The 8,914-nt window shown below is 72.2% G+C and carries 6 protein-coding genes; 3 read left to right on the top strand and 3 right to left on the bottom strand.

Features of this window, described 5'->3' with window-relative positions; genetic code table 11:
- Positions 1 to 347: 347 nt before the first annotated feature.
- The gene (locus tag ACWFR1_RS35905) at positions 348 to 914 is read right to left on the bottom strand and encodes a MarR family winged helix-turn-helix transcriptional regulator (protein WP_453559072.1); all 567 of its coding nucleotides are present in this window, start codon (positions 912 to 914) and stop codon (positions 348 to 350) included.
- Positions 915 to 1,068: 154 nt separating this feature from the next.
- Here ACWFR1_RS35905 and ACWFR1_RS35900 point away from each other — a divergent pair, with 154 nt between their 5' ends.
- On the top strand, positions 1,069 to 2,343 hold the full coding sequence (locus tag ACWFR1_RS35900) for an MFS transporter (RefSeq protein WP_453559069.1): 1,275 nt from the start codon (positions 1,069 to 1,071) through the stop codon (positions 2,341 to 2,343).
- On the opposite strand, the gene ACWFR1_RS35895 is transcribed toward ACWFR1_RS35900, so the two are convergent.
- Both ACWFR1_RS35895 and ACWFR1_RS35890 read right to left on the bottom strand, forming a co-directional pair.
- Positions 2,340 to 3,995 (bottom strand): ATP-binding SpoIIE family protein phosphatase, encoded by a 1,656-nt coding sequence (locus tag ACWFR1_RS35895; RefSeq protein WP_453559066.1) that lies wholly within the window; start codon positions 3,993 to 3,995, stop codon positions 2,340 to 2,342. The genes ACWFR1_RS35900 and ACWFR1_RS35895 overlap by 4 nt on opposite strands.
- Positions 3,996 to 4,101: 106 nt before the next feature.
- Positions 4,102 to 5,484, bottom strand: coding sequence for an NAD(P)/FAD-dependent oxidoreductase (locus tag ACWFR1_RS35890; protein ID WP_453559063.1), 1,383 nt, complete (start codon positions 5,482 to 5,484; stop codon positions 4,102 to 4,104).
- A gap of 353 nt (positions 5,485 to 5,837) precedes the next feature.
- Between ACWFR1_RS35890 and ACWFR1_RS35885 the strand changes: the two genes are divergently transcribed.
- On the top strand, positions 5,838 to 6,605 hold the full coding sequence (locus tag ACWFR1_RS35885) for a TetR/AcrR family transcriptional regulator (RefSeq protein ID WP_453559060.1): 768 nt from the start codon (positions 5,838 to 5,840) through the stop codon (positions 6,603 to 6,605).
- Between the two features lie 195 nt (positions 6,606 to 6,800).
- Positions 6,801 to 8,906 (top strand): sigma-70 family RNA polymerase sigma factor, encoded by a 2,106-nt coding sequence (locus tag ACWFR1_RS35880; RefSeq protein WP_453559057.1) that lies wholly within the window; start codon positions 6,801 to 6,803, stop codon positions 8,904 to 8,906.
- Positions 8,907 to 8,914: the final 8 nt, after the last annotated feature.

The raw sequence follows: 8,914 nt of genomic DNA, 5'->3' as shown, positions 1-8,914 counted from the left end.
GCTTTCCGGCCCCTTTCGCTTTCGCTCCGGGCCCTTCCGGCGGTTCCGACTCTATCAGACCCTTTCGGTGTCTGACTCCCAGTCAGCGGGGTTTGTCTTTCCGGCTGTTGGGCCGTTCCGACGTCTCAAACTCTAGCGGATATCCCCGTCAACTCATAATCGAGTCTTTCGAATTGAATTTCGGCATGCCGAAATTCTTCCCGCTGGGGAGATCGTGCTGAGTAGAGGTGCCGCATCTGCGGCGCGATTGGCTGTCGAAGAACCGTTCCGGCTCCGTGACAACTCGGAGAACATTACGCAGCCGGTGGAGGCGTGTCAACCCCCGACCGGGGGCCGCGGTAGTGGGGTCAGTCCAGGTCCGTCAGGCGGCCGCCGGCGTCCGGCTGGGTGAGTTCCACGCGGCGCAGGAGGCGGATGAGGACCTCGCCGAGGACCCCCTTCTCCTCTGCAGTGAGGTCCTGGAGGAGGTCCTCCTCGAAGTCGGTGGCCATATGCATGGCCTCCAGCCACTTCGAGCGGCCCTCGTCCGTGAGCTCGACGATGACGCGGACCCGGTTGGTCTCGTCGCGGTCGCGGGTGACCAGGCCTTCTCCCGCCATGCGGTCGATGCGGTGGGTCATCGCGGCCGGGGTGAGTCCCAGTCGCTTGGCCAGCTCGCCCGGGCCGAGGCGGTAGGGCGCTCCGGCGAGTACGAGGGTCTTGAGGACCTCCCATTCGGCGTTGCTGATACCGAGGTCGGCGAGCTGGCGACCGTACGCCACGTTCATTCGGCGGTTCAGCCGGCCGATGCCGGACACGACCCGCTCCACCTGGGGGTCGAGGTCACGGTACTCGCGCTGATAGGCGGCGATCTGCTCGTCGAGGCTCGGCTCCTGGGGGGCCTGCGGGCCGGAGCGCTCGGGGGTGTCGGACATGCGGGGAGTATCCCACGCCTCTCGTTGGCGTTGAAGTCCTTCGGTGTGTACTGTTAAGGAGTTAACTTTAGGGTTTAAGTCTTCAGGATTCAGGGCTACACCTCTGAACCTGCGACCGAAGTGGGTGAGTGTGACCAAGGCGAGGGGCGCAGCGATGCGCCGTATTCAGGCAGGCAGCGCGCTGAGCGCGTTCGGACTCGGCTTCACCGTGCCGTACCTCTATGTGTACGTCGCTCAGGTGCGGGATCTGGGCGCGGCGACCGCGGGCATCGTTCTCGCCGTCTTCGCCATGGCCGCGCTCGTGGTGCTGCCCTTCAGCGGGCGGACCATCGACCGGCGCGGGCCCGTGCCCGTACTCCTCGTGGCGTCCGTCGTGGCCGCCGTGGGTGCGGTCGCCATGGGCTTCGCGTCGAGCGTGCCGGCGGCCGTGGCCGCCGCGGCGCTGCTCGGTGCCGGTACGGCGGTGCTCCAGCCGGCGCTCGCCACGATGATCGTCTGGTGTTCGACGCCGGTGGGCCGGACCCGGGCCTTCGCCACGCAGTTCTTCCTGCAGAACCTCGGCCTCGGTGTCGGTGGTCTGATCGGTGGCCTGCTGGTCGACACGAGCCGGCCGGGCAGCTTCATCCTGCTGTTCTCGATCGAGGCGGCGATGTTCCTCGTGCTCGGCGCGGTCGTCGGGACCGTCCGCCTGCCGGGCTCCCCCGCGCTGCGGGGCACCCGTCCCTCCGAGGGCGGCAAGGGCGGCGGGGTTCGCGCGCTGCTCGGGCACAAGGCGATGGTGCAGCTGTGCGTCCTCGGCTTCGTCCTCTTCTTCGCCTGCTACGGACAGTTCGAGTCGGGTCTCGCCGCCTACGGCACGGAGGCCGCCGGGATCGAGCCGTCGACGCTCGGGATCGCGCTGGCCGCCAACACGGCTGTCATCGTCGCCGCGCAGTTCCTGGTGCTGAAGTTCGTCGAGCGCCGCAAGCGGACCCGGGTGATCGCGGCCGTGGGCCTGATCTGGACCGTGGCGTGGCTCATCGCCGGGTACGCGGGCCTCGGGCACGGCAGCCAGGCCATGGCGACGGCGGCGTTCGTCTCCACGTACGCCCTCTTCGGGCTCGGTGAGGCGATGCTGTCGCCGACCGTGGCTCCGCTGGTGGCCGATCTGGCGCCGGAGTCGATGGTCGGGCAGTACAACTCGGCCTTCGCACTGGTCAAGCAGCTCGCGCTCGCGGTCGGTCCGGCCGTCGGCGGGCCCATGGGGGCCGCGCTGCACGGTCCGTACATCGTGACCTTCGTGCTCTTCTCGCTCGGCATCACGTTCCTCGCGGTCCGGCTCGGCCGGCAGCTGACCCCCGAGCAGAACCAGCCGTCGCTCGCTGGCGCCAAGCCGTCGAAGGTGGTCGCGCGCCACCAGCCGGAGCAGAAGGTGGCGGCTTCCGCCTAACTCTTCTTGTTCGGGAGGGCGAATTCGCACCAGACCGCTTTGCCACCGCCCGGTGTGCGGCGGCTTCCCCAGGACGAGGCGATCGTCGCGATGATCGAGATACCGCGACCCGCCTCGTCCTCCGTTTCCGCCCTGCGGCGGCGGGGCAGGTGGTCGTCCCCGTCCGTGACCTCGATGATCAGTCGGCGGTCCGTGCGGCGGAGGCGCAGTCGCATGGGCGGCGTGCCGTGCTGGAGGGAGTTCGCGACGAGCTCGCTGGTGGCGAGGACGCCCAGGTCGCGCAGCTCCACCGGGAAGCGCCAGCTCGACAGGACGCCGGAGGCGAAGGCACGCGCGCGGGGTGCGGCCTCCACCCCGCCGAGGAGTTCCAGGGCGGCGTTGTGGAAGAGCTCCGCGTCCGAGCCCTCGCGGGAGGGGTGCTGGACGACGAGGACGGCGACGTCGTCGTCGTGCTCGGCGGTGACGCCCAGCGCGCGGAGCAGCCGGTCGCAGACGACCTGCGGGGTGCCGCTCGCTCCGGAGAGGGCGCGGGCCAGGGCGGCGACGCCCTCGTCGATGTCCTCGCGGCGGCGCTCGACCAGGCCGTCGGTGTAGAGGACGGCCGTGGAGCCGGGCGGCAGGGCGATGGAGCCCGAGGCGTGCAGCCAGCCGCCGGTGCCGAGGGGCGGGCCTGTGGGGTCTTCGGCGCGGCGCACGGTGCCGTCCTCGTCCCGTACGAGGATCGGGAGGTGGCCGGCCGAGGCGTACACCAGCTTTCCCTCGCTGGGGTCGTGGATGGCGTACACGCAGGTGGCGATCTGGCTGGCGTCGATCTCGGCGGCGAGGCCGTCGAGGAGCTGGAGCACCTCGTGCGGGGGCAGGTCCAGGCGGGCGTAGGCGCGGACGGCGGTGCGGAGCTGGCCCATGACGGCTGCGGCGCGGACGCCGCGGCCCATCACGTCGCCGATGACGAGCGCGGTGCGGCCCGCGCCGAGGGTGATCACGTCGTACCAGTCGCCTCCGACGGCCGCGTCCGTGCCGCCGGGCTGGTAGGTGGCGGCGATCCGGAGGTCGTCGGGCTGCTCCAGCTCCTGCGGGAGGAGGGAGCGCTGGAGGGTGACGGCGGTCTCGCGGTGGCGGCGCTCGCTGGCGCGGAGCCGCTCGGCGGCCTCGGCGTGGTCGGTGACGTCGGCGGCGTGGATGAGTACCCCGCCGTCGATGTGGGGGCTGTCGACGGGCAGGCACGTGACCGTGTACGAGCCGCCGTCCTGGGTACGGCGGGACTTGACCGTGCGGGGCTTGCCGCTGCGCTGGACCTGGTCCATCAGGGGCAGCAGGCCGAGGTCCTCGGCCTCCGGGCAGGTGTCGGCGACGGTGGCGCCCGCGGGGCGGGGGCCGAACGCGGCGGCGTAGGCGTCGTTCACGTACGCGATGCGGTGGTCCGGGCCGTACACGAGGGCGACCAGGCCGGGGAGACGGCCGAGGAGCTCCCGTACGGAGAAGTCCTCCAGGGCGGGGATCTCGGCGGCGGTGTCGGTCTCGGCGGTCTCGGTGCCGGGGTGCTCCAGCTGCTGCCCGTACTCACCGCGGGCGGCGGGCACGGAGCCTTCGGTCCCCCGCGCCGCGCGGCGCTGCGTGCCGGGGAGCCGGGCGCTCCAACGGGTGAAGTTCACGGATCTGTATGCCTCGTGGTGTCGGTGCCGTGCAGAGTCACGCTGTGCAGGTGTGAGCCCACCTATGGTCACACGTCCAGTGTGGACGAGTGCACTGACAGTGATGTCAGGACGACGGCTTGTCGCCGTGGTCGGGTGGCGGTGCGGCGGCGAGTTCGAATTCGGCGCGCGGGTGTTCCAGCGAGCCGAGAGAGACGATTTCCCGCTTGAACAGGCCGGAAAGGGTCCATTCGGCGAGGACGCGGGCCTTGCGGTTGAAGGTGGGGACCCGGCTGAGGTGGTAGGCGCGATGCATGAACCAGGCCGGGTAGCCCTTGAGTTTACGTCCGTAGACGTGGGCCACTCCCTTGTGGAGGCCGAGGGAGGCGACGGACCCCACGTACGCGTGCGCGTACTCCGTGAGCGGGCGGCCTTTCAGGGAGGCGGCGAGGTTCTCGGCGAGGACCTTGGCCTGGCGGACGGCGTGCTGGGCGTTGGGGGCGCATTCCTTGCGGGGTTCTCCGGCGGTGCCTTGTTCTCCTGCCGTGATGTCGGGGACGGCGGCCGCGTCGCCAGCCGCCCAGGCGTGCTCGACGCCCTCGACGGCGAGGTGGGCGGTGCAGCGGAGCCGTCCGCGTTCGTTCAGGGGCAGGTCGGTGGCGGCGAGGACGGGGGCGGGCTTGACGCCGGCGGTCCAGACGACGGTGCGGGTGGGCAGGCGGGTGCCGTCGCTGAGGACGGCGACGCGGTCCTCGCAGGATTCGAGGCGGGTCTCCAGGCGGACGTCGACGTTGCGGCCGCGGAGCTCGCGGATGGCGTACCGGCCCATCTCCTCGCCCACCTCGGGGAGGATCCGGTCCGTGGCCTCGACGAGGACCCATCTCAGGTCCTCGGGATTGACGTTGTGGAAGTACCGCGCGGTGTAGCGCGCCATGTCCTCCAGCTCGCCGAGGGCCTCCACGCCCGCGTAGCCGCCGCCGACGAAGACGAAGGTGAGGGCGGCGTCGCGGAGCGCGGGGTCACGGGTGGAGGAGGCGATGTCCATCTGTTCGATGACGTGGTTGCGCAGGCCGATGGCCTCCTCGACGGTCTTGAAGCCGATGCCGTGGTCGGCGAGGCCGGGGACCGGGAGGGTGCGGGAGACGGAGCCGGGGGCGAGCACCAGCTCGTCGTAGGTGAGCTCGATGCCGCCGGTGCCCTCCTCCTCGGTGGCGAGGGTGGAGAGCGACGCGGTCCGCTTGGCGTGGTCGACCGCGCCGACCTCGCCGATGAGGACTCGGCAGCGGTCGAGGACCCGGCGGAGGGGGACGACGACATGGCGCGGGGAGATGGAGCCGGCCGCGGCCTCGGGCAGGAACGGCTGGTACGTCATATAGGGATCGGGGGTGACCACCACGATCTCGACGGTGCCGGCTCTGAGCTCGGTCCTGAGCTGCCGCTGGAGGCGCAGCGCGGTGTACATGCCGACGTATCCACCGCCGACCACGAGAATGCGCGCAGGTTCGGTCACTGTCCCATGACGCAACGCCGTCCGTGGTTTGTCCACAGGCTCGACAAATTGTGTGACCGGAGGGGTACGGAGGCGCGGGGTGGCGCGCGAGCGGGGTTCGGGGCAATCGGTGCAGGTCACGGTGGGGGTGACGGGTGGGTCGTGGGGTCGGAATCGGGAGTCTTCCGGTCCTTGCTCCGATCGGGGGGCGCACCGTACGGAACTCCCCCTTCTGAATTGACCCGGACTCAACTATGTTCGTACTTCATCGGGGTGTCGGACGGGAGCGCGTGGACCGCAGCGCTCGCGGGCCGGAGGCCCCGTGTCAGGGCGGGGAGTCTCCGGGGGGAGACATCATGAGCGGGGGAACGCTTATGCAGATTCAGGATTCACGGTGGCAGTCGGTCGTCGGGACGCCGACCGTCGACGACGGTCAGGGCGCCGGGGCGTTGTCCCCGTCGGTGGGCGGCAGGTCCGCGCCGCTGCGGGTGGACGCCCAGCGCAATCTGGAGCATGTGCTGCGCGCCGCGCGCGAGGTCTTCGGCGAGCTCGGTTACGGGGCTCCGATGGAGGACGTGGCGCGCCGCGCCCGGGTCGGCGTCGGTACGGTCTACCGGCGCTTCCCCAGCAAGGACGTGCTGGTGCGGCGGATAGCCGAGGAGGAGACCTCCCGGCTGACCGAGCAGGCGCGGGCCGCGCTGGGCCAGGAGGACGAGCCGTGGTCGGCGCTCTCCCGGTTCCTGCGGACCTCGGTGGCCTCGGGTGCGGGTCGGCTGCTGCCGCCGCAGATCCTGCGGGTGGGTGTGGACGACCCCGCGGGGTCGCTCGGCGCCGACGCCGGCGAGGACGCGGCCCGGGTGCCGTACCAGCGGGGTGTCGCCGATCCCGACGCACGAGTGGTCGCGCCGCGCGCGGTGCCGGCGGAGGAGCGGGACGACGCGGGGTCCGCGGAGCTGCTCGATGTCGTCGGCCGGCTCGTCGACCGGGCGCGTGAGGCGGGTGAGTTGCGGGCCGATGTGACCGTGGCCGACGTCCTGCTCGTCATCGCCACCGCGGCACCGGCGCTGCCGGACGCCGCGCAGCAGGCGGCTGCCTCGACGCGGCTCCTCGACATCCTGCTCGAGGGTCTGCGCTCCCGGTAGGGGCCCAGCGGGCAGCGGCATCTTTGTGGTCCGGGCGGACCAATCAGCATCGCACGAACGTGTGAGCGGTTACGCCCGGATACGCGAAGTCGCCCCGGACGAGTGGTAAGTGACCGCGGCGCTTAGGCGTGCCCGCGCTCTGTGGCAGTCTTGGCCGGTGTATCGGGTCTGGGCGTGCGTACGGGGGCTTCCGCGATGAGCGGTGACGGTCGGGACGATCCGCTGGGCAGTGGCGGCGCCGTGGAGCCCGGGGGCCTGCCTCCGCGGCAGGTGCCGAGCCAGGGTGGTCCGGGAGGTCTTTCCGGTGGTCCCGTGAGCGGGCCGTCGAATGTGCCGTCGAGTGCGGCGGGGACGGTCGAGGCGAGCGTCCCGCAGCAGCGTGAGGGCAAGGCCGGTGCCGGTTCCGGTGCTCCGGCGGGTGCCGGGGCCGGGGTTTTCGGCGGCGCTACCGGCGTCGAGGCGGACCAGGACGGTGGGGGGCTCGGCGACGAGGGCGAGGGTGTTCTTCCGCCGGCCGTCGAACTGCCGCCCTCCGACGCCGACCTCGTCCAGCTCATGCGCAACGGCGACGACTCCGCGTACGAGGAGCTGTTCCGGCGTCACTCCGAGGCCGTCCGGCGGTACGCGCGGACCTGCTGCCGTGACGCGCACACCGCCGACGACCTGACCGCCGAGGTCTTCGCCCGGACGCTCCAGGCCGTGCGGGGCGGGGCCGGGCCCGAACAGGCCGTGCGTGCCTATCTGATGACCACCGTCCGGCGGGTCGCCGCGAACTGGGCCAGGACGCAGAAGCGGGAACACCTCGTCGAGGACTTCGCCGTGTTCGCGGCGGAGGCATCCCGTTCGTCCGAGGTCTCCGACCAGGACACGATGGACCTGGGCGCCGACGTGCGGGCCATGCACGAGGCCGAGCAGTCGCTCGCCATGCAGGCCTTCCGCTCGCTGCCCGAGCGCTGGCAGGCCGTGCTGTGGCACACCACCGTCGAGGAGGAGTCGCCGAGCGAGGTCGCCCCGCTCTTCGGGCTGACCGCCAACGCGACGGCCGTGCTCGCCAGCCGGGCCCGCGAGGGCCTCAAGCAGGCCTACCTCCAGGCCCATGTCAGCCAGTCCCTCACCTCGGGCGGCGACTGCGCCCGGTACGCGGACCGGCTCGGCGCCTACGCGCGCGGCGGGCTGCGGATGCGGGCCGAGCGCGGGCTGCGCAAGCACTTGGAGGAGTGCGCCAAGTGCCGGCTCGCCGCCGGTGAACTGGCCCATGTCAACGCCGGGATCCCCGCGCTGCTGCCGGTCGCCGTCATCGGCTGGTTCGCCGCCGGGTACTCGCTCAAGGCCGCCGGGGTCGTCGCGGGTGGTGCCGTCGGCGCCGCAGGCGCGGGCGCGGCCGCCGCGGCCGCCGGCGCTTCCGGAGGCGCGGCCGGAGGCGCGAGTTCGGGCGGTGCCGCCGCCGAGGGGCTCGGCATGCCCGCGAAGGCGGGCATCGCGGCCGGGCTGGCCGTCGCCGCGGCCGCCGGGCTCGTCTGGGCCATGGCCGGGGACCCGCAGCCGGTCGCCGCGCCCAAGCCGGCGCAGCCGGTCGTCACCCCCGTCGTGCCGCCGGCGCCCGCTCCCCCGGCGAAGCCGACGCCGAAGCCCGTACTGCCGCCTCCGCCCGTGCCGTCCGATCCGCCGAAGCCCACGCCGACACCCACCCCGACGCCCACGCCCAGCCCGGAGAAGCCCTCCCCGAAGCCGAGCCCTACACCGACGCCCACGCCGACCGCGAAGCCGACGCCCACTCCCACGCCGACGCCGACACCCACCCCTCCGCCGAAGCCGACACCCAGCCCCGAGAAGTCGACGCCGAAGGCCCCGCCCGCACCGCCCGCCGTCTACCAGCTCAACGAGCTGGAGTACGGGATCTTCGGTGACGGCACGAAGCCCGAGGTGTCCCTCTCCGAGAGCAGCTGGATGTGGCCGCGGAGCGGCCTTTCCCTCGGCGGCACCCGGTACGCCCACGGGGTGAGCGTGCACGCGCCGTCCTCGCTGCTCGTCGACCTCAACCGGCAGTGCACGAGCTACGACGCTGTCGTCGGCGTCGATGACATCAGCGCCCTGATCGGCCAGGGCGGCGTCCGCTTCTCCGTCTACGGGGACGGAGAGCGGCTCTGGCGCTCCGACGTGGTCCGGGCGGGCGACCCACCGCTCCCCGTGCACGTCGACATCACCGGCCGCTCCACGATCCGGCTCGTCGTGGAGGAGCACACGCCCTTCGGCCGGGCCGCGGTCGCCGACTGGGCGCAGTCCCGGTTCAGCTGCTCCTGAACCGGAAC

It is taken from the genome of Streptomyces sp. NPDC055103 (assembly GCF_053607625.1).
The sequence above is the reverse complement of the archived record's forward strand: the minus strand, read 5'-3'. Positions and strand labels throughout refer to the sequence as shown.